We start from the raw sequence: 26,674 nt of genomic DNA on the forward strand, positions 1-26,674 counted from the left end.
GCCGATGAGCGCGGGCACGCAACTGGTGGCGTTGCAGACCCTGGTCCGCAAGGAATGCACGCGCGTGTTCCGCATCTGGCTGCAGACCATCCTGCCGCCGGCGATGACCACGGCCCTGTACTTCCTCATCTTCGGCAACCTGATCGGTCGCCGCATCGGCCAGATGGACGGCTTCGACTACGCGCAGTACATCGCCCCCGGCCTCATCATGATGCAGGTCATCACCACGTCCTACGGCAACGTCGTGTCGTCGTTCTTCTCGGCGAAGATGCAGCGTCACCTGGAGGAAATGCTGGTGGCGCCGATGGCCGACTGGGCCATCGTCCTCGGGCACGCGCTCGGCGGCATGGTGCGCGGCATGGCGGTGGCGGCCGCGGTCACCGTGGTGGCGCTGCTGTTCACCCGCCTGCAGGTGGCGCATGTGCTGGTGACGCTCTCGGTGGTGGTGCTGACGGCCTTCGTCTTCGCGCTGGGCGGTCTCATCAATGCCATCCTCGCGAAGAATTTCGACGATGTCTCCGTCATCCCGTCGTTCGTCCTGGCGCCGCTGAGCTACCTGGGCGGCGTGTTCTACTCGATCTCGCTGCTGCCGGAGTTCGCCCAGCACCTCTCGCGGCTGAACCCGATCCTCTACATGGTCAACGCCTTCCGCTACGGCATGCTGGGTGTCTCCGACATCGACATCGGCCTGGCCTACGCCATCATCCTGGGATTCGGCGCCGGGCTGTTCGCGGTCTGCCTGCTGCTGATCCGCCGCGGTACGGGCATCCGCAGCTAGCGGAAGCGCACGCGGCCAGGCGGCTTCGGGCCGGGTCACACCGGCGGGCGCAGGGACTCGGGTGGCTGGTACTCCAGCGCGGCGACACCCAGCGCGCCCGGACCGGCATGGACGCTGGCGGCGGGCCCGAGTTCGACCAGGTGGATGGCATCGGCCCCGGGCCAGGCGGCCGCCAGCGCCGCGCGCAGCCGGGCGGCCTGCTCCGGGCAGCCGGCGTGGGCGATGGCGAAGCAGTAGCGCCGGGAGTGATGCGCGTGGCGCAACACCTGGCGCAGCAGTGCCGGAACCGGGTCGCCGCCGCGGCGCAGGAGGCCGGCGATGCCGATGCGGCCGCCGCCGATGCGCAGCACCGGCAGCACGGGCAGTACCGTAGCCAGCCAGGCCGCCAGGCGCGGCAGGCGTCCGCCGCGGATGGCGTAGTCGAGGTCGGCGACCGTGGCCCAGAGGCGCGTGGTGGCAGCGGCGCGCTCCACCGCGGCGAGGATCACCGGCAGGGGAAGCTGCGCGCGGGCGCATTCGGCGGCGTACATGACGATCAGCCCCTGGCCCACGGAGAGGTTGCGGCTGTCGATCACCGTGATGCGTGCCGCATCGCTGCTGCGCTGCGCGGCCGTGCGCGAGGCCTGCAGCGTCCCGCTGACCCTCCCGAGCAGGGTGAGCGAAAGGACGTGCCCGTAGTGGCTGGCGAGGAAGTCATAGCTGCGGCGCAGATCCCCGGGCGCGGGTTGCGAGGTCTTCGGGTGCACGCTGCTGGTGGCGACCTCGCGCAGGAACTCCGCCGGCGTCATGCCCAGCTTGTCGAGGAAGCTGCGCTCGCCGAAGTGCAGGCGCAGTGGCACGGTGTGGATGCCCAGCTCGTCCAGAACATCCTCGGGCAGGTCGGCGCCGGTGTCGGTCACTACCACCACCTGCTGGCGCTGTTTGCCCAGGACCTGGGCCTGCCGGCCCATGTCGTCGGCCTTCTGCCGGGTGACGAGGCCGTGACGGGCTGCCAGTGCGAACACCACTGCCGGCGTGTCGCTGTGGATGTGGATCCGCAGCTTGTCGCGGCTGCCGGCGACGACGAGGCTGTCTCCCAGCGCGGCCAGGGCTTCCCGCAGGCGCTGCCGGTCGATGCCCGTGCCGCTGATCACGCACTCGGTGCAATAGCGGTAAGCGCCCGGGGTCTCCTCCACGGGCCATGGCGCGGGGACGGCTTGCGTCCTGCCGGCATCGATCGGCGCGGCCGCCACCGGTCGGCGCAGCGCTGCATCGACGGCGCCTTCCAGCAACAGGAGGTAGCCCCGCGCGCCCGCATCTTCGACCCCGGCCCGGCGCAGGACGGGCAGCAGGTCCGGGCCGTGGGCCACGGCCTCGCGCGTCGCCGCCAGGACGGCCGGCAGGATGACCCGCAGGTCCGCATGCCGATCGCCCGCGGCATCGGCCAGCGCCCGCGCCGTGGCCGAGATGGCCGAGAGGATGGTGCCTTCCTCGGGCGCTTCGAGGGCGGCACGGGCAAGGTGGTCGGCGTTGGCGAAAGCCGCGGCCAGTTGCACGGCGTCGATGCGCCGCGCCCCGGCCGTGGCGTCGGCGAGCCCCTGCAGGAACGCCGCCAGGATCGCGCCGGAGTTGCCGCGCGCGCCGTCCAGGGCGGCATCGGCGGCCAGCGCCAGCACTTCGCCGGCGACGCGGCTGGTGCATCCGGCCAGCACCTCGTCCACGGCCGACAGGGTCATGGCCAGGTTGGTGCCGGTGTCGCCGTCGGCAACGGGATAGACGTTGATGCGGTTGAGCAGCCCGGTGGCCGCCTCGACGCGCGTGATGCCGACGCGCAGCGCCAGGCGCAGCTGCAGTCCGTCGATCCGCCTCAGGCGTCCAGGCATGGTGCCGGGCCTTCGGGCCGGGGTCCCGGCCACGCATCGGTCTCAGTCGCGGTTGAGGATGAAGCGCCGGCCATTCTGGCTGAGCACGGCGCCCTCGCGGGTGATCTCTTCCAGCCTCGGGCCCTCGGTGAGCAGTGCGCCCTCGGTGTACTTGCGCATGTTGATGAAGACGAACCGGCCGGCGGGATCCGCCGTGAACACGTGGATGTCGAGGTGCAGGGCGGGGGTGCTGATGGCTCCGCTGGCGATGAGTTCGCCAGCGGTCGGCAGGCCCTCCTGGATCACTGCGCCCGCTGCCGCCTGCTGGCCGTCGGCGGCGGCATTCGGCGGCGGCTGCAGCACTTCCGTGGTGGCCCCGGCGGTCGTCTCCAGCGCAGGCATGTCGGCCGTGGTGGCGTAAGCCGCCTCGTTGTCGGCGGCGGCGACGGCGGCTCCAGGCACCACCGTCGGTGCCGGCGCGGCATCGGCGGCGGCCGGGCTGCCGGCGGAACGCGCGGCGTCGGGCAGTGCGACGGGCTGCGTCTGCACGGCCTGCGGGGAAGGCTGCGCCGGTTGCCGCAGCCAGAGGAAGGCCATCACCGCGAGGTTGGCAGCCAGCACCAGCACCAGCACCGGCAGCCACAGCGCCCGGCGGGAGGCAGGCGGGCGATGCCCGGCATCGATGAGGCCGGGGCCGGACTGGCGCTGCCTCTCGGTTTCGCTCTTGCGCAATGCGTCGAGGATGAATGACATGCCGTCGTGTCCTCAGTCGACCCGCGCCAGGCGCGGCGTGCCGGCGGCGCCCAGCTCGGCGATGATGGCGATCTGGGTCTGGTGGCTCACCAGCCCGTCCGCGGCGAGGTGGCGTTCGCGCTGGTATTGCCTGACGCGTGCCTCGAGATTGGCGTCGTAGAGGTCCGACTGCATCGGCTCGACGGGCTTGCCCTGGATCGTGGCGAGGCTGGCGCGCAGCCAGAGGATGTCCGGATCGCGCATGCCGGGCACGAAGGCCTTCACGTCCCGGGTCTGGGGCTTCCACAGCAGCAGGTACTCGCCCTGCCAGAAGTTGGCGATCTCGCCGGCGGCGACCTGGTAATCATGGCCGGCGATGCTCAGGTCCCCCGTCCGGTCGTCGAGCGCGGTGAGCACGGCCTGGTGCTCGATGCCCTTGTGGCTGCGCAGGCTGAGTATCACCGGCGTATCGAGTGCCGCCACGTCATCGAGCGTGCCGTGCTGGAGCAGGCAGCGCAGCCCGCTGGCCTCGGCCTGCTGGCAGGCGCCGTCCGGTCCCGGCTGGTAGCTGGCGTTCCAGAGCGTGAACAGCCGCGTGTAGGCGGCATCCGCATCGGCGGTCGCCGGCAGGGCATCGAGCGCCTCGCCCAGCGAATCGAGTCCCGGGCTGCGCTCGATGGTACCCGCCGCGGTCGGTGTCGCCGTCGTCGCCAGGGCCGGGGCATCCGCCGGTGCCTGGCCGCCATCCCGTCCGGGCAGCCACCACGCGGCGACCAGCAAGGCCACGAGGCCTGCCGCCGGCAGGATCCCGAGGCCGAGCCAGCGGATCCACGGCGGCAGCGCCACCCCTGGCCGGTCGTAGACCTCCGCCGCCGCGCGCCGGACGATGGCTGGCGTCACCTGGCTGGACTCGGCGGTGAACGCGCCCAGCAGGGCACGGTCGGCGATCACGTTGATCATGCGCGGGATGCCGCGGCCGAGCCGGTAGATTTCGCCACGCGCGCCGCGGGCGAAGATGCGCCCGACGCCGCCCGCGACCTTCACCCGGTGGTCGATGTAGGCCTCGGCCTCGGGTCGTGACAGCGGCTCGAGGTGATAGCGCCCGGTGATGCGCTGCGCCAGCTGCCGCATGTCGTTGCGCGCCAGCAGCACCCGCAGCTCCGGCTGGCCGATGAGGATGATCTGCAGCAGCTTCTGCTTGGTGGTCTCCAGGTTGGTCAGCAGGCGCACCTGTTCGAGCACGTCGGGCTTGAGGTTCTGCGCCTCGTCGACGATCAGGATGGTGCGGCGGCCGCGGCTGTGGTTCTCGAGCAGGAAGCGGTTGAGCGCATCGGTGAGCGCCTTGATGCTGCCACGGGCTTCCGGCAGCGGCACCCCGAGTTCCTCGCAGATGGCGCAGAGGAACTCGATGCGCGTCAGCTGCGGGTTGAGCACCAGCGCCACGTCGGCGGTGTCGGGCAGCTGCTGCAGCAGGCTGCGCACCAGCGTGGTCTTGCCGGTGCCGACCTCGCCGGTCAGCTGGATGAAGCCGCCTGCTTCCCTGACCCCGTAGAGCAGGTGCGCGAGCGCCTCGGCGTGGCGCTCGCTCATGAAGAGGTAGCGCGGATCCGGGGTGATCGAGAACGGCTTTTCGTGCAGGCCGAAGAAGCTGGTGTACATCGCCACCCATTCTAGCCCTGCGCTGGCCCGCGGGGCGCTGCCGCCTGTGACCGGGGTCTCGTGCCGGCCGTGCCTACTCGCTGCGCAGCATGGTGTAGCGGGCCATCCAGCGCAGGCCCTCGGCACGCTCGCCCAGGTCGGCGATGGCCGCGATGGCGACATCGAGGAGCTGGTCGGTCCTGGCCTGCGCCTGCTCGAGGCCGAACAGGCCGGGGTAGGTCGCCTTGGCCTTCACCGCATCCGAGCTCGGATCCGCGCCGGGCAGCGTGCAGTCCAGGATGTCGTCGCGGATCTGGTAGGCGATGCCCAGGGCGTCGGCGAAAATTTCCAGCTGGTGCAGCTGCGTCGTGGAGACCTGCGGCGAGCAGTGCGCCGCCAGCAGTACGCTGGCGCGCAACAGCCGTCCGGTCTTGAGGCGGAACATGTGCTCGAGCTCGGCCGGGTCCAGGCGACGGCGCTCGGCCTCCAGGTCCATGGCCTGGCCACCGGCAATCCCGTTGGGACCGCAGGACTCGCTGAGCAGTGCCACCAACCGCAGCTGCATCTCCGGTTCGGTCGCCAGCGGTGGAGCGGTCGCCAGCACCTCGAAGGCCAGCGGCTGCAGGGCGTCGGCGGCGAGGATGGCGGTGGCCTCGTCGAAGGCGCGATGGGTGGACGGCCGGCCGCGGCGCAGGTCGTCGTCATCCATCGCCGGCAGGTCATCGTGGATCAGCGAGAAGGCGTGCATCAGCTCGATGGCCACGGCCGGGGCGTCGAGCCGGTCGGGCTGCACCGCGAACGCTTCGCCGGTGGCGTAGACCAGCAGCGGCCGCAGCCGCTTGCCGCCACCGAGCACCGAGTAGCGCATGGCCTCGTGCAGCTTGCGCGGTGATCGCGAGCTGTCGGGCAGCGCGCGTTCCAGCGCCTGCTCCGTCCGCTCGAGGTAGGCCGGTATGCGATCGGCGAATGTCACGAGACCTGCGCGGGGTTGCCGCCATCGCCCAAAGGCCCACAAGGATAGACGATAATCCCGCCACCATGCCTGCGCCGCTCACCGCCACGGCCATCGCGCATCCGAACATTGCCCTGGTGAAGTACTGGGGCAAGCGTGACGATGCCGCGAACCTGCCGGCCACGGGGTCGCTGTCCGTGACGCTGGATGCCATGCGCTCGCGTACCCGGGTGCGGTTCGAGCCCGGCCGCAGCGGCGACAGCGTGCGGCTCGACGGCCGCGAGGATGCCGGCACCAGCCGGCGCGTCAGTGCCTGCCTCGACCTGCTGCGCCGGCGGGCGGGCGTGCGCCACGGTGCGGTGGTCGACAGCGACAACGATTTTCCGACGGGAGCGGGCCTGGCTTCCTCGGCCTCGGGTTTCGCCGCGCTGGTCACGGCGGCTGCAGCGGCACTGGGCCTCGACCTCCCGCTCGACGAGCTGGCCCGCGTGGCGCGCCTCGGCTCCGGCTCGGCGCCGCGCTCGCTGTTCGGCGGCTTCGCGCTGCTGCGCAACCGGGCCGATGGCGAAGTGGCGGTCGGGCCGTTGCTGGCGGCTGAAGCCTGGCCGCTGCGCGTGGTCATCGCCATCACGTCGGCGGCGCACAAGGAAGTGAGCTCGCGTGACGGCATGGCAGCCAGCAGGGAGACCTCGCCCTACTACGGTGAGTGGCTGCACAGCCATGCCGCGGATCTCGACGCCGGCGTGCGCCATGTGCAGGGCCGGGACTTCACGGCGCTGGCGACGCTCGCCGAGCACAGCTGCCTGAAGATGCACGCCGTGATGATGACGACGCGCCCGCCGCTGCTCTACTGGATGCCGGCCACGCTGGGCTGCCTGCAGGCGGTGCAGGCGTTGCGGCGCGCGGGGACCCCGGTGTTCTTCACCATCGATGCCGGGCCGCAGGTCAAGGCGGTATGCGAGCCGGCCGCGGTGCCGGCCGTGCGCGAGGCGCTGGCCGCGGTGCCGGGCGTCATCCGGGTCGTCGACAGCGGCCTCGGGCCGGGAGCGTACTGCCTCGATGCCTGAAGCCGATGCCCCCGGCAAGCTCGTCATCTGCGGCGAGTACGCGGTGCTGGCGGGTGCGCCTGCCATTGCCGTCGCCGTCGATGTCCGGGCGCGTGCCCGGGCGACCGCCGCTGCCGGACCCTGCCGCCTCGTCCTGCCTGGCGCAGGGAGCTGGGAGTTCGACTGGGACGCCGATGGCCGGCCGCGCTGGCGTGATGTGCCCGATGCCGGCCAGGGTGCGCTGCTGGATGCCGTGGCGGCCACGCTCGCCGAGGCCGGGAGCGGGCTGCGACAGCCGCTGGCCGTCGAACTGGACACCCGCAGCTTCCATAGCGCCGGCGGCGACAAGCTCGGCCTCGGCTCCAGCTCTGCCCTCACCGTGGCGCTGACCGCCGTCCTGGCCGCCGCGGCCGGCCGTCAGCTGCCGGGGTCAGAGGCCCTGTTCCAGCTTGCCCATGCCGCGCACCGCCGCCTTCAGTCTGGCGGCGGCAGCGGCATCGACGTGGCGGCCGCGGTGTACGGTGGTGTGCTCGCGCTGCTGCCGGATGCCCGGGTCGAAGTGCTGGGATGGCCGTCGGGGCTGCACTGGCTCGCGGCCTGGTCGGGCCGAGGCGCGCCGACGCAACCCCTGGTCAGGCGCTTCATGACCTACCGGGAGGGCGCCAGCCCTGCCGGCGGGGCGTTGCTCGAGCGCCTGCGGGCGGCAGCGGATGCCACGCTCGCTGCCTGGCGTCACGGGACCGCGGTGCCGGTGCTTGCGGCCCTGGCCGATTATCGTCAGGCGCTGGAAGAACTGGATGCCGATGCCGGTATCGGCATCGCCACGCCCGCGCACCGGCAGCTGGCGGCGCTCGCCGCGGATGCCGGCTGCCTCTACAAGACTTCCGGCGCGGGCGGCGGCGACTTCGGCCTGCTGCTGTCCGATGACCCGGCAGCAATCGGGCGCGCGGCCCGGCGGCTGGCCGAGGCCGGGGTCATGACCATCACAGGCGGGGCAGGAGTCGGCGGCGTCGCACGCGGCTGACGGGGCAGCCGCTCACCGCGACGCCCGCAGGCGCCGCGGTGAGGGCGTACGCGGTCACTCCACCGTGATGGTGATCTTCTCCGAAGCGACCGGCGGGTCGTGGGGCACGTGGTGGGCGTCGCCCAGCAGCAGCTGCAGCGTATGCTGGCCCGGAGGCAGCTGGATCTCGGCCTCCGTCTGTGCCTTGCCGAAGTGCAGGTGATTGGCGTCGGTCGGAATGGGCTGGTCGAGCGGCGGCATGTCGGTGTCGATCAGCAGGTGATGATGGCCGCTGTCCGGAGTGGTATCGCCGGCCGGCGCGAGCGTCATGCCCTCGATGCCGAAGGTCACCTTCACCGGCGACTTCACCGTGGCGCCGTTGGCCGGGCTGGTGATGCTCACCCTGGCGCCGGCGGGCGAGGGCGTGCGCGGCAGGGTTGCCGGTGCGGCCTCGGCGGGCGCGGATGCAGTTTGCGCGGGGGGCGGTGGAGGTGCGGTCTCCGGCGCGGGCTTGCCGCCGCAGGCGGCGAGGGCCAGGGCCAGCGTGAACAGGGTGGTGGCGTGCAAGCAGGTCTTCATGATGTGCTCCCGGAAAGTGGGGGGGCACATGTTACCGGAGAAGGAGCCTGCGGCCGGCGGGCGTTCGCCCGGCCCCGTGCTGAGGCGGGACCATGCCGGTCCCTGAAGGGAGCGGGCGGCGAACCGTGACGCGGTTCACGTCGGCAATGCTTACAGATCGGCGCGAAAAACCCGTTGCGACAGTGCCAAGTTCCTGAAAGAATTCGGCTGGCACGGCACTTGCAGTTACCCACCCGGACAAGATTGCCCTGCTTCCACAAAACATAATGAAAGTGCGCCGCATGATGACCCAGATCCGCCGCTTCGCCCGCCTGACCCCGCTGCTCCTGGCTGCCGTGGCCCTGCCGGCCAATGCCAGCCTCATCGTGGACTCGGCGGTGACTTCGTTCTTCATTCCGCACGCGACGACCACCGATACGGTGGGCAACGACATGCCGCTGCCCCGGCCGAGCACCCTGTACTTTGGCCAGGTGCGTGCGACCGGCACGGGAGTTGTCGATTTCTTTTACATCGGCAAGGAAGCGGGCTTCACCAACAAGTTCTATGTGAAGGACAACCTGCTGGCCTCCACGGCCAGCCAGCCCGACAGCTTCAATGCGCCTTTCCCGCTGATCGGTTCGCTGGCGGTTTCGGCCGGGCAGCTGCTCGACTTCGGCTTCTGCACCGATGGCGGCGACAAGGTTCTCGGCTCGCGCTGTGTCTGGAACGACAGCGCCCTGTCGATCGTCAGCCAGTACAACCATGACCGCGTCGGCGGCTATCGCAGCATCGGCTATGCCACGGCCGACATCTTCGATCCGGCGACGGGTGCGCGCAGCTTCGGCAGCGGCCTCGGGCCCAGCGACAACCTGTTCGCCTTCTGGGATGATTCCGGTGCCCGCAACGATGACAACCACGACGACATGATCATCGGCATGCGCTTCACCCGGGTGGACGAGCCCACCTCGCTGGCTCTGGCCGCGACCGGCCTGCTGGGCCTGCTCTGGGTCGGCAGCCGCCGCAACCGTGGTGCCTCCCGCGCCGCCTGACGCGACACCTCGATAACGAAAAAAGCGGCGCCTTCGGGCGCCGTTTTTTTTGCTCAGCCGGCGGTCGTCCCGGGCAGCGGATAGCCCCGTGCCGGCTCGCGTCCGATGCCATCCGGCGCGAAGTCATCGACACCGGTGATTTCCATGACCAGCGCATCCTGGCGGCGCATCTGCTCGGCCTCGCTGGCGTTGAGGATGCCCTGGCGTTCGGCGGAGTCGATCTGTTCCAGCGGATGGTCCTCGAGGATCAGGCCGCTGCGCACGGCGTCGCGCAGGCGCTGCTCGAGCGGCACCAGCGCCTCGGCGGTCTCCAGCGCCCGTTGCAGGGCACCGAGCGGGCTGCCGGGCTCGTCGGCCGCGTAGATGCAGGAACACAGGCGTTCGCGGGTCTCGGTCGGGTGGGTGACCAGCGCGACGATCTCCTGGCCAAGCTCGTCGGAGGGCGCGGAGAACATGCGGCCGCGGGGGAAGATCAGCGAGCGCAGGCCGGCCGCCACCCAGCGGTTCGGCAGGTTGCGCAGGAAGCCGTGCAGCTGCTCCTGGGCGTGGTAGAGCAGCGTACGGCAGCTCCACTCCACCAGCGGCAGGTCCGCCGCCTGGCGGCCCTGGTTCTCGTAGTGCTTCAGCACCATGCTGGCGAGGTACATGGCGCTGAAGACGTCGCCCAGGCGCGCGGACAGCAGCTCGCGCCGCTTCAGGCCGCCACCGAGGGTCAGCATGGCGACGTCGGCTGCCAGCGCGAAGGCGGCGCTGTAGCGGTTGATGTGCTGGTAGTACCGGGCGGTGGGTCCGTCGGCGGGCACATTGCTGTAGCGGGCGTTGGTCAGCGCCAGCCAGAACGAGCGGGCGGCATTGCTCACCGCATAGCCGATGTGGCCGAACAGGTGGCGGTCGAACTCGATCAGTGCCTGCTCGAAATCCGGGTCCTTGGCCGCTTCCATCTCCTTCAGCACGAACGGGTGGCAGCGGATGGCGCCCTGGCCGAAGATGATCAGGCTGCGGGTGAGGATGTTGGCACCTTCCACGGTGATGGCCACCGGCAGCACCTCGTAGTTGCGCGCCAGGTAGTTCTTCGGCCCCAGCATGATGCCCTTGCCGCCGTGCACGTCCATGGCATCGTTGGCGATCCTGCGCGCCAGCTCCGTGCAGTGGTACTTGAGGATGGCCGAGGGCACGGAGGGCTTCTCGCCGCGGCCGAGCACGGTGCAGGTCACCGTCACGGCGGCATTGATGATGTAGGTGTGGCCGGCGATGCGTGCCAGCGCCTCGCCCACGCCCTCGAACTGGCCGATGGGCAGGTTGAACTGCCGGCGGATGCGGGCATACGCGCCGGTGGCGTGCACCGCCGCGCGGCCGCCGCCCATGGCATTGGCCGGCAGCGTCACGCCACGGCCGGCGGAGAGCTGCTCCACCAGCATGCGCCAGCCCTGGCCGGCCCGCTCACGGCCGCCGATGATGTAATCCACCGGCACGAACACATCGCGGCCCTGCGTCGGCCCGTTCTGGAAGGGGATGTTGATCGGGAAATGCCGGCGGCCGATGTCGATGCCGGGCAGGTCGGTGGGGATGAGCGCCGCGGTGATGCCGTATTCGTCGCGGTCGCCGATCAGGTGCTCGGGGTCATGGAGCTTGAAGGCCAGGCCCAGCACCGTGGCGATGGGGGCGAGCGTGATGTAGCGCTTGTCCCAGTTGAGCCGGATACCGATCATCTCCTCGTCACGGAAGCTGCCGCGGCAGACGACGCCGGTATCGAGGATCGACGAGGCATCCGAGCCGACACGCGGGCTGGTGAGCGCGAAGCAGGGAATCTCCTCGCCCCGGGCCAGGCGCGGCAGGTAGTGGTCCTTCTGCGCGTCGGTGCCGTAGTGGAGCAGCAGCTCCGCGGGCCCCAGGGAGTTCGGCACGCCGATGGTGGAGGAGAGGACGGCGCTGCGGCTCGCCAGCTTCGACAGCACCATGGCGACGGCGAGTGGCGAGAACTCCAGGCCGCCGTAGCGGCGCGGGATGATCATCGCGAAGAAGCGCTGCTCGATGATGTATTCCCAGATTTCCCGCGGCAGGTCGCCGATCTCGTGGGTGACCTGCCAGTCATCGACGCGGCGGCAGAGTTCCTCGGTGGGCCCATCGAGGAAGGCGCGCTCCGCGTCGGAGAGCCGTGGCGGTGGCAGCGCCTCCAGCTTCGACCAGTCGGGCAGCCCGGTGAACAGCTCGCCGTCCCACCACACCGTGCCGGCCTCGAGGGCCTCGCGCTCGGTCTGCGAGATGCTCGGCACCAGCGTGCGGTAGAAGCGCAGCAGCGGTGCGGTCACGTGCTCGCGCCGCAGCTCACCGAGGTTCAGCACGGCCAGCGCGGCCCAGCCCGCCAGCAGCAGCAGGTTCCACCACCACCAGGCCTCGCCCAGCGCCATGTACGCCAGCAGCGCCAGGCCCAGCGTCACGGTGGACGTGCGCAGGTCCACGCGCCGGTAGGCCAGCGCCAGGGCTACCCCGGCCAGCGCCAGGGTCCAGAACAGCCAGGTGATGAAATCCAGCACGGCGGGGTCCTCCGGGGGGATGGGCCGGGCACCTGCCGGATATTAACGAAAAGGCCGGGCCTGGGCCCGGCCCCGGCCGGCGCTGCCTAGCGAGGCAGCAGCTCGGCGATGGCGGCGCGCTCCTCGCGCAGTTCCTTCTCGGTGGCGTCCATGCGCGCGCGGCTGAAATCGCTGACCGGCAGGCCCTGGACGATCTCGTACTTGCCCTTGGCGCAGCGGCAGGGATAGGAGTAGATGATTCCTTCCTTGATGCCGTAGCTGCCGTCCGACGGCACGGCCATGCTGACCCAGTCATCGCCCGGAGTGCCGAGTGCCCAGTCGCGGATGTGATCGATCGCCGCCGAGGCGGCCGAGGCCGCGCTGGAGAGGCCCCGCGCCTTGATGATCGCCGCACCACGCTGCTGCACGGTCGGGATGAATTCGTTCGTCACCCACTCCTGCGGCACCAGGTCCCTGGCGGCGCGATCGTTGACCAGTGCCTGGCTGATGTCCGGGTACTGCGTGGAGGAGTGGTTGCCCCAGATCGTCATGCGCTTGATCTGGTTGACGTGGGTGGTGGTCCGGGCGGCTAGCTGTGCCAGGGCGCGGTTGTGGTCGAGGCGAGTCATCGCGGTGAAATTCGCCGGATTGAGGTCGGGCGCGTTGCGCTGGGCGATCAGTGCATTGGTGTTGGCCGGGTTGCCGACCACCAGCACGCGCAGGTTGCGGCTGGCATGCTCGTTCATCGCCTTGCCCTGCGCGGAGAAGATCCGGGCGTTCTCTTTCAGCAGGTCGGCGCGTTCCATGCCCGGGCCGCGGGGCTTGGCGCCCACCAGCAGCGCATAGTCGGCATCGCGGAAGGCTTCCTCTGCCTTGTCCGTGGCCACCACGCCCTGCAGGGCGGGGAAGGCGCAATCCTCGAGTTCCATCACCACGCCGCGCAGCGCGTTGAGCGCCGGGGTGATCTCCAGCAGCTGCAGGATCACCGGCTGGCTGGTGCCCAGCAACTGGCCCGAAGCGATGCGGAACGCAAGCTGGTAGCCGATCTGGCCGGCGGCGCCCGTAATGGTGACTCTGGCGGCTTGGGTCATGGGAAGCCTTCCTTCATGAAACTGGGGGTGATCGGCGATCCGTGGCCTCCGTGCCTGCCGCACGCGGCACCCCGGACCCTCGACGGGGCGGGGATTCTACCACCGAAAAAACACGGGACGGGAGGCGTACTTCCCGCAGTCCCGGGGGGCTACTTGGCGGTCTTCTTCTTGTAGATCTGCAGCTGCTCGTTGTAGCGGCCGGCCACGGCATTGAGGGCATCCACCGCGGCATTGTGCCGCTGCGTGTGCACCTTCTTCTGCTCCTCGGTGACCGTATCGCCCAGCGCCTTCTCTTCTTCATCGAGGCAGGCCAGGTAGCTCTCCACGGACGCCATGTACTGCTTCACCGACTGGTTGGCGGCCTTCATCTCGGCCTCGGTGGCGCTGGCGCCGCTCGGCAGGGTGATCTCGCCCGGGTACTCGCAGGCAGCCATGGCCGGCTGCAGGGCGATTGCGGCCAGGACGCTCAGCAGGATGGCGGATGACCTCATCATGGCAGTGCCTCTCGGGTTGGCGGCGCCGGTCGATTATGCCGCAGCGCCGGGGCGGTGCTCAACCGAACAGGCCGTGGAAGGCGGCCGGGCCGTGACGCTGCGCCACCAGCAGGTCCATGAACTGCGGGGCATTCATCGGCTCGCCGAACAGCAGGCCCTGGACGAAGTCGCAGCCGGTGGAGCGCAGGAATGCCAGCTGGTGGGGCGACTCCACGCCCTCGGCGATGACATCGAGCTTCAGGCCATGGCCCATCTGGATGATGGTGGCGACGATGGTGGCGTCATCGGCGTCGGTGGCGGCGTCGCGGACGAAGGACTGGTCGATCTTCAGCGTGTTGATCGGGAATTTCTGCAGGGCACTCAGCGAGGAATAGCCGGTGCCGAAATCGTCGATGGCGAGCGAGAGGCCCATGGCGTAGAGCTCGTCGAGGATCTTCACCGTGCGTTCCGGATCCTCCATGAGCGTGCTCTCGGTGATCTCCAGCTCGAGGCTGGCCGGCGGCACGCCATGGCGCTTGCAGATGGCGGCCACGCGCTGCGCGAAGTTGGGCTGGCGCAGCTGCTTCAGGGAGAGGTTCACGGCGATCTTGCCGGGGAAGGCCATCTGCGCCTGCCAGGCGTGGAAGTCGCGGCAGACACGATCCAGGACCCATTCGCCGATATCGAGGATGAGGTTGCTCTCCTCCGCCAGCGGGATGAACTCCGAGGGCAGGACGATGCCGCGGTCGGACATCTCCCAGCGCACCAGTGCCTCGCCGCCGGCGACACGGCCGCTGCGCAGGTCCACCTTGGGCTGGTACTGCAGCAGCAGCTCCTCGCGCTGGTAGGCCCGGCGCAGCTTGCTCTTCAGCATCAGCCGCTCGGTTGCGGCGGCGTTCATCTCCGGGTCGAAGAACTCGAAGCTGTCGCCGCCGGTGCGCTTGGCGTGGTACAGGGCCGAGTCGGCGCTGCGCACCAGATCGATCACGTTGCGGGCATCGACGGGGTAGGTGGCGATGCCGATGCTGACCGTCATGTAGATCTGGTGGCCGTGGTACGGCAGCATCCGCGCCAGTTCCGCGAGGATGGCGCGGGCCGTGTCCGCCAGATGCAGGCTCGCCGCCACCGCGTCGGCCGGGTTCTCGAGGATGATGCCGAACTCGTCCCCGGCGAAGCGGCCGATGATGGTGCCTGAGGGCAGCAGGCGGCCCAGCCTCTCGGTCAGCGTCTCCAGGCACAGGTCACCGGCGCTGTGGCCGTAGATGTCATTGATGTCCTTGAAGCGGTCGACGTCCAGGTACAGCAGCGCGAAGCCGCGCCCCTGGCGGCTGGCGCGCGCAATCGACCGCTGCAGCAGGTGCTGGAACTGCATGCGGTTGGGAACCTTGGTCAGGGCATCGATGCGCGCCAGGTAGCGGATGCGCTGCTCGGCGAGCTTGCGCTCGGCGATGTTGCGGGCGGCGATGATGAAACCGCGAAAGGCCGGGTCCGCATCGTGGATCGCCGAAATGGTGAAGGACACCGGCACCTCGCGCTGCGCCTGGTTGACCAGCGCGCCTTCGCGCGCGCTCGCGCCGGTGTCGCCCAGCGCGAACTGCCCGCTGTGCGCGGGCGCCACCAGCGAGGCGATCGGCCTGCCCACCAGCGCCGGTTCCGGCAGCTCCAGCAGGCGGCAGGCGGCGGCATTGACCCGGGTGACGACACCTTCCTGGCTGACGATGAACAGCGCCTCGCTCATGCTGCCGAGTACCTTGTCGAGGTAATCCCGGGAGATGGTGGTGGTCTGCAGTCTCCGGCGCAGTTCATCGAAGCTGGTGGCCAGGCGGCCCAGTTCGTCCTGGCGCGGCAGGACGATGGCGCCATCGTAATCGCCGGCACTCATGCGCTCGGCGCCGCGGGTGAGCAGGCGGATGTCGCCGACCTGGCGCCTGGCGAACACCACCAGCAGGGAGAAGATGCCGATCATCACCAGCAGGGCCAGGGCGAAGGCCCAGGTGACGGTGTCGCGGCCGAACTTCAGCACCAGCGCCGCGAGCAGGCTGCGCAGCACGCTGGCATCGGCGTTGGTCATGGTGGTGTCGAAGACCTGGCCCAGCGAGCCGGCGCCGTCGCCGCCGGGCAGCGGCATGCGCGCCACGATGAAGCTGTCACGGGTTTCCACCTCGCCGACACCGATATCGGCGAAGCGCTCCATCAGCGCCGGGTCACCGGAATGATGGATGGCATTCCCTGCCGCGTCGAACATCACGATCAGGCTGGCGCCGTCGAGCCTCGACAGGCGCCGCAGGGTGGTGTCCAACTCGGCCGGGCTGGCGTTGCGCGTCAGGGTGCCGACACGTTCGGCGACGATGCGCGTGGTGCTGTGCGCATGCTCCGCGATGCGCGCCACCATCTGGTCCTGGAACACCAGGGCGCTCTGGCTGAGCGCCGTGTCGAGCGAGGAGCGGAAGGCCACGTAGAGGCTGAGGCCGGTGAGCGCGATCGCCACGGCGCAGATGGCCGCGGTGATCAGCAGGTACTTCGGCAGCAGGCTGAGTGGCTTCATTGGCTGGCTCGCGATGCGTCCGCTCGCGCTTGTTGTTGTGCCGGTGCCCCGGGTCGGCTTGCAGCTGATTCTAGCAGCGGCGGGGCCGGGCGGCCGACAGCGCGAAAGGGACTGCCGGTGGGGGACCCGGTGCTGCCGTTCAGCCGCACATCCCTGTGCGGCCTCACTGCCTGTCGGGCTCGCTTTCGCTGTCCCTGCGCCGCTCGCCCTCCAGGCGCGCACCGGGTCCCCCACCGGCAGTCCCTTCCCCCCTGCGCCGCGGGCTCTCCATCGCAGTGCGAACTCGCGCAGAAAAATCCGGCCGGGCCGGGGCTACAATGGCCGCGCACCGGGTTGTGTCGAGCGTGGTTACCCCCCTGACCATCGTGTCCAAGAGTGCGCTGATCGTCGATGACAGCCGGACCGCCCGCCAGGCGCTGGGCACCGTGCTGGAAGCCAACCGCCTGCGGGTGGAGACGGCGGCGTCCGCGGAGGAGGCGCTCGAATTCCTGAGCCACAGCCGCCCCGACGTGATCTTCATGGATCACCTGATGCCGGGCATGGACGGCCTCCAGGCCGTCAAGGCCATCAAGACCAACCCGGCCACCGCCACCATCCCGATCATGATGTACACCTCCCAGGGCGGCGAGCTCTATGTCGGGCAGGCGCGCGCATTGGGCGCCCTCGGCGTGCTGCCCAAGCAGATCAAGCCGGTGGAAGTTTCCGAGCTGCTGAAGTCGCTGCATCTCGTGGAAGCCGCCGCCGACGGGCGCCACGCCGCGGATGAGCCGGTACCGGCAGCCGGGGCTGATCCGGCCCCTGTCCCGGCCCAGGCTCAGACCCAGGCCCAGGTCCAGGCCCAGGCCCAGGCAAACCCCCGCGGCGATCTCGAACTCTGGGTGCAGTCGTTGCTGGCACACCAGTCGCAGGAGATCCGTGCCGATGTGCAGGCCGCGGTGAGCCGGGCCCTGCGCGAGCATGAGGCGGCGCGCGAGGCTGCCGCGGCAGTACCGCCGCCTGCCCGCCGCCGGGCCGCACCGCTGCTGCTGGTGTTGCTGGCGCTGGTCGCGGTGTCTGCCACGTTCTTCATGCTCAACCTCGATGCGCAGCGCAAGTGGCGCAGCGCCGTGCAGCAGAACGCAAGCCTGGTGGATGCGCTCAACGAACGCCGCAACGCCACGGCGGCCGCTGTCGATGACAGCACCCTGAAGGTGGCGGCAGCGCGCGATGCGGCGGCCGGCCGCTATGCCGACTTCATCGCTGCAGTGGAATGGGGCGTCAACCAGGCGGCGCTGTTTCCGCCGGGTGGCGAGCCATTCGCCGGCCAGAGGCTGGAGGTCCTGCGCGGCCTGGTGGACCGGCTGACGGCCCTGGGTTTCACCGGCACCGTGCGCCTCGATGGCCATGTCGGTGACTTCTGCTACGTGCCTGGCGCGGACGGGACGCTGCTGCTCGCCGCGGACGACCTGCCGGTGGAGCGCTGCGCGCGCATGGGGCTCGGCACGGAGGAGGCGCGCACGGCATCGGCCCGCCAGTCGGTCGCCTTCGCCAATTACCTCGGCAGCCGTGCAGCCGATCCGGCGTTGCGGATCGAGGTCGTGGCCCATGGCAACGCGCAGCCGGCGGTGCCGTATCCGGCGTTGCTGGCCGGCCTCACCGCCGGCGAATGGAACGCCGTGGCCAGGCAGAACAACCGCGTCAGCATCACGCTTCTTCCGGGCCAGCCGCAGCGCTAGGCTGTGGCATTCCGGCTACCGCAGCGAAACCACGTGATCTACCAGGCTCCCCCCGGCCTGCGGGGCGCACACCTGCAGTCGCTGCTCGCGACCCTGCCATTGCGCCGGCACCTGGTGTGGCGGCGCGTGGGCGCTTCCCTGGGCGGCACCCGCAGCGAGGTGCTCGATGCCGGCGCCGGGGTGCGCCTGCTCGCGGAGCACACGCCGCCGCCAGTGGCCGGGTCGGGGCGGCTCGCCGTGCTGATCCACGGCTGGGAGGGCAGCGCGGCTTCGCTCTACATGGTCTCCCTGGCGGCGCGACTGGTACAGGACGGCTTCCGCGTGGTGCGCCTCAACCTGCGCGACCATGGCGATTCGCATCACCTGAACCCGGGCATCTTCCATTCCTGCCGCCTCGACGAAGTGCTGGGCGCGCTGGCGACCTTGCAGGACCGTTTTGCCGGCGAGCGCCTGCACCTCGCGGGCTTCTCGCTGGGCGGCAACTTCGCGCTGCGCGTGGCGGCGCTTGCGCCGGCAGCCGGCCTGCGGCTGGTGAAAGTGGTGGCCGTCTGCCCGGTGCTCGATCCGCGGCACACGCTGGAGGCACTCGACGGCGGCCTGCCGATGTATCGCCTGTACTTCCTGCGCAAGTGGCGCCGCTCGCTGGAGCGCAAGCGGCGTGCCTTTCCCGATCTCTACGAGTTCGGCCGGCTCGGCCGCTTCCGCAGCCTGCGCGAGATGACGGGATACTTCGTCAGCCATTTCACCGGGTTCCCGGACCTGGATGCCTACTTGCGGGGCTATGCCATCACCGGTGACCGGCTGGCGGGGCTGGAGATCCCGGCCGACGTGCTGCTGGCCGATGACGACCCGGTGATTCCGGTCGCGGACGTGGCCGCGCTCGCGCCAGCGGCTGCGCTGACCGTGCATCGCAGTGCCCATGGCGGCCATTGCGGGTTCATGCAGGGATACCGCCTGCAGAGCTGGCTCGACGACTTCGTCGCCCGGGCCTTCGACACCTGACGCCCATGCAGCGAACAGCCTGCCCCGCGTCGCGGTACATGGGTACTGCAGAGGTCGCGGGCCGTGTAACCTTGCACGGATGAGCCAGGGGACAAACCAGCCGTGACGCGCCGCTTCGACAAGCGCCTGGCGGCGCTGGCCACGCTGGCGCAGCCGGAGCTGCTGCGTGGCGGGCTGCGCGGCGTGGAGAAGGAATGCCTGCGCGTCACGCCGGACGGGCTGGTGGCGCAGACGGGGCACCCGGTGGCACTGGGTTCGGCACTGACCAACCGCCACATCACCACGGATTACTCCGAGGCCCTCATCGAGTTCATCACGCCCCCGGAACGCAACACGCCGGCCACCCTGTCCTTCCTCGGCGACATCCATCAGTTCGCCTGGCCGGCAATCGGCGAAGAACTCTTCTGGCCGCTGTCCATGCCCTGCCGGCTGCGCGGCGAGCAGGACATCCCGATCGCCCGCTACGGCCGCTCCAACGTCGGCCGGATGAAGAGCGTGTACCGGCAAGGCCTGGGGTATCGCTACGGACGCTTCATGCAGGCGATTGCCGGCGTGCACTTCAACTTCTCGCTGCCCGGCGGCTTCTGGCCGGCGTACGCGCAACTGGAGCGCTCGCGGGCCGGCGCCGTCGAGCTGAAGTCGGCGGCCTACCTCGATGCGGTGCGCAACGTGCGGCGCATGGACTGGCTGCTGTTCTACCTGTTTGGCGCCTCACCCGCGGTGTGCCGCTGCTTCCTGCCGCAGGGTGGCCCGGGATTGGCGGAATTCGGCCCGGACACCTGGTTCGCACCCCATGCCACCTCGCTGCGCATGAGCGACATCGGCTACAAGAATGCCAGCCAGGACGGCATCTGGATTTCTGCCAACAGCCTGGAGGAGTACATCGCCGACCTGACCCGGGCCATCCGCACACCCAGCCCGGCCTTCGAGCGCATCGGCGTGCACGTCGATGGTGAATGGCGGCAGCTGAATCCGCACCAGCTGCAGATCGAGAACGAGTACTACAGCACCATCCGTCCGAAGCGCTCGGCGCTGAGCGGCGAACGCCCGACGATGGCCCTGCGTCGCGGCGGTATCGAATACCTGGAATTGCGTGCCCTGGACCTGGACCCGTTCGCGCCCACCGGCGTCAACCTGCGCGAGCTGCTGTTCGCCGAGGTGTTCCTGGTCTACTGCCTGCTGTGCGACAGTCCCGGCATCGACGCGGCGGAGCAGGGCGAGATCGATTTCAACCATCGCGCCGTCGCCCGGCGCGGACGCGAGCCGGGCCTGGTGTTGCGGCGCCGGGGCCGCGAAGTGGCCATGCGTGACTGGGCCGGCGAGATCCTCCAGTCCATGCAGGGTGTGGCCGAACTGCTCGATGGGGGTGACGGCGCCTGCCTGGCTGCCCTGCGCGAGTGCGCGATGCTGCTCGGCGAGCCGGAGGCGACCCCCTCGGCACGCGTGCTTCGCGAACTGCGGGCCAGCGGACAGCAGCTCTCCGGCTACGGACTGAGCCTCGCGGCCGGTTACCGGGAGCACTTCCTCTCCATGGCAGACGAGGCGAACACCCACTACCGCGTGCTGGAGACCGAGGCCCTCGCCTCGCTGGACCGCCAGTGCTGGATCGAGGAGCACGACACCCTGCCCTTCGACGAGTACCTCCGCGCCTACTACGCCTGAGCTGGTCCCGCCGGGGCCGTGATTTGCTATGCTGCGGGCCATTCTTCGCGGAGTCTGATTGCTTGGCGCGACTCTTCTACGTGTGCGTCCTCGTGGGCGTCGTGCTCACCGTGCTGCTGGCCGGCGTCTACCCGTTGCCGCAGCACACGCGCTACCGCTCGATCGTCAGCGTGATACCCGATGGCGGCCGCGAGGAGCGGTTCATCATGCGCTGGCCCGAGGACCGCGTGCAGCCGCTGCAGGCTGGACGTGCCGGATCCATCGTGCTGGCGGCGGGCGGCGCCTCGTTCCTGTCCGCGGCAGACGGCGGCAGCGCCAGCGTCGAGGTCTTCCGCATGCGGGATGCGGCCGGCAACGTGATCGGCCTTGCGAGCCGCAGCACCACGGCCAATGCGGGCGGCACGCAGGACGCCAGCTGGGCATTGCTGATCCCGAGCCGCGGCACCCTGTTCCTGTCCCGGCAGCAGGGCGGTGGTGCCACGCCGGAAGGCGGCAGCACAGGCGGGTCCGGCCGGGTCACCGGCGGCACCGGCGAGTTCGCGGCGCTGATCGGCAGCTACGATGAGGCCCGGGAAGCCGGCAAGCCGGCGGCAGATGGCAGCACGAGCGGCCAGATCACGCTCGTCACCCGCGTGCAGGCTGCACCCTGATGCGCATCCTGGTCGCCACGCTCGGCTTGCTGGCAGGCATCTTCCTCGGTGCCGTCCTGCTCATGCTCAATCCCATCAGTCTCGTGCAGGGCACCCCGGCGGCGCTGTCCGGTGCGGTGCGCGTGCTCGCCTGGGAATCCGGTGGCGGCTTCCGCGGCTTCGAGCTCACGCCCGGTGGCTTGCTGGGCCTGCGCAGCGCCGCGGGTCGTGCAGCGGCCTTCGGTGATCCGGCCCTGGAGCATGCGCGCGTGGAGATCGTCGCACTCAGCGACGACAGCGGCGGCCCGCCGGTGCTGGGCGTGCGGCTGAGTGCGATCGGCACCGGCAACTCGCTGCTGCAGGCGCGTCTTGGCACGGTGGTGGCATGGAGCCTGGCGTGGCCAGGCCAGGGCAGCGTCATGCTGGCGGGCTCGGAGAACTACTGGGCGCCTTTTCGCGATGGGCTGTGGTCGGCGATGCGCGGCCGCGGCTACCAGCCAGGTCGTGCACATTACCTGCTGCCGCCACTGCCACGCCTCGGTGCGCCATGGCTCGTTTCCGGCACCGGAGCCTTTGCCGGGGTCCATGGCAGCTTCCGCGAGGAATTCACGCCTGTCGCCGCCAGGCCGGGCGATCTCACCGGTTCGCGCCAGCTGAGCCTCGCCACCGAGTGAGCGCCGCCGAGGCGGTCAGTGGCCGAGGGCCGCTTCCGCCAGTGCCTTGAACGGCACGCTGCTGTCGGCGACGGCGGCGGGATCGAGCCGGGCACCATCGGCGATCAGCTTCTTCGACAGCATGAATTCCCGCGGACTGTTGACGGCATGGACGGCGATGAGTCGTCCGCCGGCGAAGTAGAACACCGCGAAGCTGCGGCTGGCAGGTTCGCCGCGCAGGACCAGGGAGCTGTAGTTGTCGGCGATGCCCGTCATCTGCAGCTTGAGGTCGTACTGGTCCGACCAGAACCATGGCACCTGGGCGTAGGGTTCGGCCCGCCCCAGGATGTCGAGCGCCGCGGTCTTGCCCTGTTCGGTGGCGTTGTGCACCGATTCCAGCCGCAGGCGCCGGCCAAGCAGGCGGTTGGGGTGGCTGGTGCAGTCGCCGGCGGCGTAGATGTCCGGGTCGCTGCTGCGGCAGAACTCGTCGACGACGATGCCATTGCTGCACTCCAGGCCAGCGTCCTCGGCCAGCTGCGTGGCGGGCAGGATGCCGACACCCACCACCACCAGGTCGGCCGGCAGTTCGGCGCCGCTGGTGCAGATCACCCTGACGCCCTCGCCGTCGCTGCGGATTTCGGCGACGCCGGCGCCAAGGTGGAACTGCACGCCCGCTTCCTGGTGAGCCTGCAGGTAGAACTGCGAGACCGGTGGGGCTACCACGCGCGCCATGATGCGGTCGGCAATCTCCACCACGCAGACATCGAGGCCCGCGGTGACCGCCACCGCCGCCACCTCGAGGCCGATGTAGCCGCCGCCGATCACCACCATGCGCCGGCCCGGCCTGAATGCCGCCTGGATGCCGCGCACATCATCGATGGTCCGCAGGTAATGCACCTGGGGAAGATCCTGCCCCGGGATCGGCACGCGGCGCACCTGGCTGCCGGTGGCGAGGATCAGCTTGTCATAGCCGACTGCCTGGCCATCGATGGATACCGTGCGCCGCCGGCGGTCGATGGCCTCGACGCGGGTGCCGAGCCGCAGCTGCACGTCATGGTCCCGGTAGAACTGCTCCGGCCGCAGGTGGAGCCGCTCCTGCTCCAGTTCCCCGGCGAGGAATTTCTTCGACAATGGCGGGCGCTGGTAGGGCAGGTACGGCTCGTCGCCGGCCATGAGGATGGCCCCGCCGTAGCCACCGTGGCGGAGCGAGATGACGGCCTGGGCAGCCGCCTGGCCGGCCCCGGCAATGACAACGGTATCGCGCATGAAGGAGGCTTTCGGACTGTTGCCCTGATTATACTGACTGGCGTGGACGGCCATGCCGGCCGCCACCTTCCCCCGGCTTCAGTACAGGACCAGTCATTCATGAAGGCGATCCAGATCAACCGCTGCGGTGGCCCGGAAGTGCTCGAGTACGTGGATGTGCCGGAGCCGGTGGCCGCGCCAGGCCAGGCCGTGGTGCGCCAGACGGCGATCGGCCTCAACTTCATCGACACCTACCATCGCTCGGGACTCTATCCGCTGGCGTTTCCCGCCGGCCTCGGCATGGAGGCCGCGGGTGTGGTCGAAGCAGTGGGGCCGGGCGTGGCCAGCTGCGCACCGGGCGACCGCGTCGCCTACTGCACCCCGCCGCCCGGAGCCTATGCCGCAAAGCGCGCCATGGCCGCCGACCGGCTGGTGAAACTGCCTGCCGGCGTGGACGACCGCATGGCCGCAGCCGCGATGCTCAAGGGCCTGACGGCCTGGTATCTCCTGCGGCGAAGCTATCCGGTACGCAGCGGGGACACGGTGCTGGCATACGCGGCGGCCGGCGGCGTCGGCCTGATCCTCGGCCAGTGGGCGCGCAGCCTCGGCGTGCGCGCCATCGGCGTCGCCGGTACGCCGGAGAAGGCGGAACTGGCCAGGGCGCATGGCTACGCGGAGGTGATCCTCGCCGACGCGCCGGATTTCGTCGCCAGGGTGCGCGGGCTGACGGGGGGTGCGGGGGTTGCGGCGGTCTACGATTCGGTCGGCAAGGCCAGCTTCACGCAGTCGCTGGATTGCCTGCGCAAGCACGGCGTCATGGTCAGCTACGGCAATGCCTCCGGGCCCGTTGAGCCGTTCACGCCGCTGGAACTTGCGCGTCGCGGTTCGTTGTACCTGACGCGGCCCTCGCTGTTCGACTTCATCGCCGAGCGCGCCGAACTGGAGGCGGGCACGGCGGAGCTGTTCGCGCTGATCACCGGCGGCGGGCTGAAGCTGCACATCGGCCAGACCTACCCGCTGGCCGATGTGGCGCGCGCCCACCGCGACCTCGAGGCGCGCCGCACCACCGGCTCGACGCTGTTGCTGCCGTAACCGCTGGCGGTTCAGGGCCCGACGGGCCAGAACAGCCGCAGCAGCACCATGACCGCCAGCAGTACCACCAGCGTGAGCGGCAGGCCGAGGCGCAGGTAGTCGCTGAACCGGTAGCCGCCAGGGCCCATCACCAGCAGGTTGGCCGGATGGGCAATGGGCGTGGCGAACGCCGATGACGCCGCCATGGCCAGGCCCATCAGCGCGGTCTGCGGCGCGATGCCGAGTTCGCGCGATGCGGTGATGCAGATGGGCGCCATCAGCACCACCAGCGCCGGGGTCGGGATCACCAGCGTGGCGGCCGCGGTGATGACGTAGAGGCCGAGGATGATGGGCCACGGCCCCAGGCCGGCGAGCAGCGCCATGAGGTGCACGGCCAGATACTGCGCCGTGCCGGTGTGCACCATGGCCACGCCGAGTGGCAGGGTGCCGGCGATGACGAACACCGCGTGCCAGTCGATGGAGCGGTAGGCCTGTTCCATGGTCAGGCAGCGCGACAGCACCATGAGGGCCGCGCCGAGTACCGCGGCAATGCCGATCGACAGCCAGCCGAGGATCACGCTGCCCACCACGCCGAGCATGATCAGTGCCGCCGCCGGGGCGCGGCGGCTGTCGGTCACCGCCAGCCTCACCGGCGTCAGCACCAGGAAGTCCGGGTTGTCGCTGAGGAGCGCGAGCTTCTGTCGCGGTCCGACCAGCAGCAGCGCGTCACCGAACTGCAGCGTGACCTTCTCGAGGTCGCTGCGCCGGGCCTTCCCGGAGCGCCAGACCGCCACCAGCTCCAGGCCATAGCGGTCGTGGAAGTTCACCTCGGCCGTGGTCTTGCCGGCCAGCGGTGATTGCGGCGCCAGCGTCGCTTCCAGTGTCGCCAGCCGGTCGGACTCGAAGACATCGAGATTCGGCGAAATGCGTTCGCCGATCTTCAGTTCCTGCAGGCCGCGCAGCACATCGAGGTCCTCGGGGCGGCCCTGGATCAGCAGCAGGTCGCCGCCGAGGATCACTTCCCCGGGTGGCGGCATGATGTGCAGCACGCCCTCGCGAAAGGTCGCCAGCAGGCGGAAGTCGAAGGCATCGCCGAGCCGGCTGCGACCCAGCGTCGCGCCGCCCAGGCGTGAGTCCCGCGGCACCCGCACCACGAACAGCCGCTCCTGCAGCCGGTAGGTATCGCGCAGGTCGGCCTCGGTGATGTCGCGGATGTCGGCAAATTCCCGGGTCGCCGCCAGCGCCGCCAGCGCCGCCGGGTCACCCTGCAGCAGCAGCTGGTCGCCGGCGCGCAGCGGGACGGAAGCGAGCTTGACCCGCCGCACCAGGTCTCGGCGCCGCACCGCGAGCACGTTGACGTTGAAGCGACGGCGAAACTCGGCATGGTGGAGCAGGTCTTTCGCCAGCGCGGAGTTCTCCGCCACGGTTGCCTCGGCCAGGTGGACCTGCTCCGACATCAGGCCCTGCAGCACCGGCGCCTCGCGCTCGATCACCAGTTCGCTCCAGTGCCGAAGTTCCTCGAAGCGTTCCGGACGGCCCTGCAGCAGCAGACGGTCACCCCCCTGGAGCACCGTGGTGCGCGAGGGCAGCGCCTCGACCCGGTTGCGCCGTTCCAGGGCGATGACGATCATCCCGGCGGCCGATGCCAGCCGGCTGTCCGCCAGCGTCTTGCCGACCAGGACCGAGCCCTCGGGCACGTGCATCATGAAGCTGCGGTCCTGCAGCCCGTACTGCGCCCGCAGGTTGCGCTGGCTGCGCTGCTGCGCTTCCAGGCCCGGATCCTGCCGTGGCAGCAGCCGGCGACCGGCCAGTGCCACGAAGACCGTGCCCGCCAGCAGCGCGCCGATGCCCACCGGCGCGAAGTCGAACATGGAGAAGGGCACCACGCCGGCCGCGGTCATGGCGCTGCCGATCAGCAGGTTGGCGGGTGTGCCGATGAGCGTGGTGGTGCCGCCCAGCAGGGCGGCGAAGGACAGCGGCATGAGCAGGCGGGAGGCCGGCACCTCGGAGCGCCGGGCGATATCCACCGCCACCGGCAGCATGAGCGCGGCGACGCCGACGTTCGGCATGAAGGCGGAGAGTGCACCGCCGGCCAGCATGAGCGCCCCGACTACCGCCGGCTCGCTGTGCCCGGCAATCTGCAGCAGGCGACGGCTGACGATCTGCGCGCTGCCGCTGCGGGCCAGTCCCTCGCTGAGGATGAACATGGCCCAGACCGTGACCACGGCCTCGTCGCTGAAGCCGGCGAGGGCCTCGGGCGGGGAGACGATGCCGGTGATCGCCAGCGCGCACATGACCAGCAGCGCCACGAGGTCCATGCGCAGCACCTCGGTGACGAAGCAGACCACCGAGACGATGAGGATGGCGAGGCAGAGGGCGATGTCCTGAGTCAAGCATGGACCATACTGCAAGCGGTCGGGTGCGGGAAGCCGGGCCGCTGCCAGGTCATGGCAGGCCCTGCGGCCGCGAATGCCGATG

Annotated in this window: 20 protein-coding genes and 1 pseudogene; 10 read left to right on the top strand and 11 right to left on the bottom strand. The window is 70.2% G+C overall.

The window, feature by feature from the left end; genetic code table 11:
* The first annotated feature begins 4 nt into the window (after window positions 1-4).
* Window positions 5-778, top strand: a complete 774-nt coding sequence (locus HRU81_13460; GenBank protein QOJ33048.1) for an ABC transporter permease — start codon at window positions 5-7, stop codon at window positions 776-778.
* A 35-nt stretch (window positions 779-813) separates the two neighbouring features.
* Here HRU81_13460 and HRU81_13465 read toward each other — a convergent pair whose 3' ends face one another.
* The 4 genes from HRU81_13465 to HRU81_13480 form a co-directional block, all read right to left on the bottom strand.
* The gene (locus HRU81_13465; GenBank protein QOJ33049.1) at window positions 814-2,640 is read right to left on the bottom strand and encodes a DegV family EDD domain-containing protein; all 1,827 of its coding nucleotides are present in this window, start codon (window positions 2,638-2,640) and stop codon (window positions 814-816) included.
* A gap of 42 nt (window positions 2,641-2,682) precedes the next feature.
* Entirely contained in the window at window positions 2,683-3,372 is a 690-nt protein-coding gene (locus HRU81_13470; protein ID QOJ33050.1) for a general secretion pathway protein GspB, read from the bottom strand.
* Between the two features lie 12 nt (window positions 3,373-3,384).
* Entirely contained in the window at window positions 3,385-5,010 is a 1,626-nt protein-coding gene (locus tag HRU81_13475; GenBank protein QOJ33051.1) for an AAA family ATPase, read from the bottom strand.
* Window positions 5,011-5,083: 73 nt separating this feature from the next.
* On the bottom strand, window positions 5,084-5,857 hold the full coding sequence (locus tag HRU81_13480) for a polyprenyl synthetase family protein (GenBank protein QOJ33412.1): 774 nt from the start codon (window positions 5,855-5,857) through the stop codon (window positions 5,084-5,086).
* A 170-nt stretch (window positions 5,858-6,027) separates the two neighbouring features.
* Here HRU81_13480 and mvaD point away from each other — a divergent pair, with 170 nt between their 5' ends.
* Entirely contained in the window at window positions 6,028-7,008 is a 981-nt protein-coding gene (gene mvaD / locus HRU81_13485) for a diphosphomevalonate decarboxylase (protein ID QOJ33052.1), read from the top strand.
* A complete protein-coding gene (locus HRU81_13490) occupies window positions 7,001-8,011 on the top strand; it encodes a hypothetical protein (protein ID QOJ33053.1) in 1,011 nt (336 codons plus the stop codon). Before mvaD ends, HRU81_13490 begins: the two co-directional genes overlap by 8 nt.
* A gap of 54 nt (window positions 8,012-8,065) precedes the next feature.
* Here the strand turns inward: HRU81_13490 and HRU81_13495 are convergent, their stop codons facing one another.
* On the bottom strand, window positions 8,066-8,599 hold the full coding sequence (locus tag HRU81_13495; GenBank protein ID QOJ33054.1) for a DUF4399 domain-containing protein: 534 nt from the start codon (window positions 8,597-8,599) through the stop codon (window positions 8,066-8,068).
* Between the two features lie 251 nt (window positions 8,600-8,850).
* Between HRU81_13495 and HRU81_13500 the strand changes: the two genes are divergently transcribed.
* Complete coding sequence (locus HRU81_13500) at window positions 8,851-9,597, top strand: hypothetical protein (GenBank protein QOJ33055.1); 747 nt, start codon at window positions 8,851-8,853, stop codon at window positions 9,595-9,597.
* Between the two features lie 53 nt (window positions 9,598-9,650).
* Here HRU81_13500 and HRU81_13505 read toward each other — a convergent pair whose 3' ends face one another.
* The 4 genes from HRU81_13505 to HRU81_13520 form a co-directional block, all read right to left on the bottom strand.
* Window positions 9,651-12,110 carry an acyl-CoA dehydrogenase gene (locus tag HRU81_13505; protein QOJ33413.1) on the bottom strand — a complete coding sequence of 820 codons (2,460 nt, stop codon included), beginning with the start codon at window positions 12,108-12,110 and terminating at the stop codon, window positions 9,651-9,653.
* A 107-nt stretch (window positions 12,111-12,217) separates the two neighbouring features.
* Window positions 12,218-13,201: a malate dehydrogenase gene (locus tag HRU81_13510; GenBank protein ID QOJ33056.1), complete on the bottom strand. Its 984-nt coding sequence runs from the start codon at window positions 13,199-13,201 to the stop codon at window positions 12,218-12,220.
* 149 nt (window positions 13,202-13,350) lie between these two features.
* The gene (locus HRU81_13515) at window positions 13,351-13,695 is read right to left on the bottom strand and encodes a hypothetical protein (GenBank protein ID QOJ33057.1); all 345 of its coding nucleotides are present in this window, start codon (window positions 13,693-13,695) and stop codon (window positions 13,351-13,353) included.
* Window positions 13,696-13,753: 58 nt separating this feature from the next.
* On the bottom strand, window positions 13,754-16,219 hold the full coding sequence (locus HRU81_13520; protein ID QOJ33058.1) for an EAL domain-containing protein: 2,466 nt from the start codon (window positions 16,217-16,219) through the stop codon (window positions 13,754-13,756).
* Between the two features lie 362 nt (window positions 16,220-16,581).
* On the opposite strand from HRU81_13520, the pseudogene HRU81_13525 reads away from it, so the two are divergent.
* The 5 genes and pseudogenes from HRU81_13525 (at window position 16,582) to HRU81_13545 (ending at window position 21,901) form a co-directional block, all read left to right on the top strand.
* A pseudogene (locus HRU81_13525) lies at window positions 16,582-16,869 on the top strand (response regulator).
* Between the two features lie 1,098 nt (window positions 16,870-17,967).
* Window positions 17,968-18,936 (top strand): alpha/beta fold hydrolase, encoded by a 969-nt coding sequence (locus HRU81_13530; GenBank protein QOJ33059.1) that lies wholly within the window; start codon window positions 17,968-17,970, stop codon window positions 18,934-18,936.
* Window positions 18,937-19,038: 102 nt separating this feature from the next.
* The gene (locus HRU81_13535) at window positions 19,039-20,598 is read left to right on the top strand and encodes a glutamate--cysteine ligase (protein QOJ33060.1); all 1,560 of its coding nucleotides are present in this window, start codon (window positions 19,039-19,041) and stop codon (window positions 20,596-20,598) included.
* A gap of 62 nt (window positions 20,599-20,660) precedes the next feature.
* Window positions 20,661-21,248: a hypothetical protein gene (locus HRU81_13540; GenBank protein ID QOJ33061.1), complete on the top strand. Its 588-nt coding sequence runs from the start codon at window positions 20,661-20,663 to the stop codon at window positions 21,246-21,248.
* Window positions 21,248-21,901 carry a hypothetical protein gene (locus tag HRU81_13545; protein ID QOJ33062.1) on the top strand — a complete coding sequence of 218 codons (654 nt, stop codon included), beginning with the start codon at window positions 21,248-21,250 and terminating at the stop codon, window positions 21,899-21,901. The genes HRU81_13540 and HRU81_13545 overlap by 1 nt, the downstream gene beginning before the upstream one ends.
* 15 nt (window positions 21,902-21,916) lie before the next feature.
* On the opposite strand, the gene HRU81_13550 is transcribed toward HRU81_13545, so the two are convergent.
* A complete protein-coding gene (locus tag HRU81_13550) occupies window positions 21,917-23,146 on the bottom strand; it encodes an FAD-dependent oxidoreductase (GenBank protein ID QOJ33063.1) in 1,230 nt (409 codons plus the stop codon).
* 99 nt (window positions 23,147-23,245) lie between these two features.
* On the opposite strand from HRU81_13550, the gene HRU81_13555 reads away from it, so the two are divergent.
* Complete coding sequence (locus tag HRU81_13555) at window positions 23,246-24,217, top strand: quinone oxidoreductase (GenBank protein ID QOJ33064.1); 972 nt, start codon at window positions 23,246-23,248, stop codon at window positions 24,215-24,217.
* An 11-nt stretch (window positions 24,218-24,228) separates the two neighbouring features.
* Here HRU81_13555 and HRU81_13560 read toward each other — a convergent pair whose 3' ends face one another.
* Window positions 24,229-26,589 carry an SLC13 family permease gene (locus HRU81_13560; protein ID QOJ33065.1) on the bottom strand — a complete coding sequence of 787 codons (2,361 nt, stop codon included), beginning with the start codon at window positions 26,587-26,589 and terminating at the stop codon, window positions 24,229-24,231.
* Window positions 26,590-26,674: the final 85 nt, after the last annotated feature.

This window comes from Gammaproteobacteria bacterium (assembly GCA_015709695.1).
Taxonomy (GTDB): Bacteria; Pseudomonadota; Gammaproteobacteria; order Steroidobacterales.

Coding starts and splice junctions, on each gene's coding strand:
- HRU81_13460 (QOJ33048.1), top strand. CDS start 5: ATGAGCGCGGGCACGCAACTGGTGGCGTTGCAGACCCTGGTCCGCAAG.
- HRU81_13465 (QOJ33049.1), bottom strand. CDS start 2,640: ATGCCTGGACGCCTGAGGCGGATCGACGGACTGCAGCTGCGCCTGGCG.
- HRU81_13470 (QOJ33050.1), bottom strand. CDS start 3,372: ATGTCATTCATCCTCGACGCATTGCGCAAGAGCGAAACCGAGAGGCAG.
- HRU81_13475 (QOJ33051.1), bottom strand. CDS start 5,010: ATGTACACCAGCTTCTTCGGCCTGCACGAAAAGCCGTTCTCGATCACC.
- HRU81_13480 (QOJ33412.1), bottom strand. CDS start 5,857: ATGCGCTACTCGGTGCTCGGTGGCGGCAAGCGGCTGCGGCCGCTGCTG.
- mvaD (QOJ33052.1), top strand. CDS start 6,028: ATGCCTGCGCCGCTCACCGCCACGGCCATCGCGCATCCGAACATTGCC.
- HRU81_13490 (QOJ33053.1), top strand. CDS start 7,001: ATGCCTGAAGCCGATGCCCCCGGCAAGCTCGTCATCTGCGGCGAGTAC.
- HRU81_13495 (QOJ33054.1), bottom strand. CDS start 8,599: ATGTGCCCCCCCACTTTCCGGGAGCACATCATGAAGACCTGCTTGCAC.
- HRU81_13500 (QOJ33055.1), top strand. CDS start 8,851: ATGATGACCCAGATCCGCCGCTTCGCCCGCCTGACCCCGCTGCTCCTG.
- HRU81_13510 (QOJ33056.1), bottom strand. CDS start 13,201: ATGACCCAAGCCGCCAGAGTCACCATTACGGGCGCCGCCGGCCAGATC.
- HRU81_13515 (QOJ33057.1), bottom strand. CDS start 13,695: ATGATGAGGTCATCCGCCATCCTGCTGAGCGTCCTGGCCGCAATCGCC.
- HRU81_13520 (QOJ33058.1), bottom strand. CDS start 16,219: ATGAAGCCACTCAGCCTGCTGCCGAAGTACCTGCTGATCACCGCGGCC.
- HRU81_13545 (QOJ33062.1), top strand. CDS start 21,248: ATGCGCATCCTGGTCGCCACGCTCGGCTTGCTGGCAGGCATCTTCCTC.
- HRU81_13550 (QOJ33063.1), bottom strand. CDS start 23,146: ATGCGCGATACCGTTGTCATTGCCGGGGCCGGCCAGGCGGCTGCCCAG.
- HRU81_13555 (QOJ33064.1), top strand. CDS start 23,246: ATGAAGGCGATCCAGATCAACCGCTGCGGTGGCCCGGAAGTGCTCGAG.